The sequence below is a fragment of the Staphylococcus sp. EG-SA-17 genome (assembly GCF_017151845.1).
Classification (GTDB): Bacteria; Bacillota; Bacilli; order Staphylococcales; family Staphylococcaceae; genus Staphylococcus; species Staphylococcus aureus.
Window position 1 is genome coordinate 1 of the sequence record NZ_JACVZO010000167.1, and the last position, 247, is coordinate 247.

At 40.5% G+C, this 247-nt stretch carries 1 protein-coding gene; it reads right to left on the reverse strand.

Features of this window, described 5'->3' with window-relative positions; all coding sequences use genetic code 11:
* Window positions 1–247: E domain-containing protein (locus tag IDG65_RS14590; protein ID WP_179359954.1), on the reverse strand; the 247-nt coding region annotated here is incomplete at both ends.

The window sequence follows — 247 nt, forward strand, 5'->3', positions numbered from 1 at the left end:
TCACGTTTTGTTTCAAACGGTATCTCTACTGTTTTTGTTTCTGGTGTACCCGTTTTTGGTCCGTGTTTAATCACATCATCCACTGGCTCTTCGATCACTTTTCCTGTGTCTGGATTCTTGATTCCTGGTTTACCTGGTACTTTTTCCGTTTGATCTGTTGGTAAGTTTGGATCGAAGATATCTTTATGACCTTGCGGTATTTTCTCGCCACCGAACTCTACAATCTTATCTACTGGTTGTTTTGTGA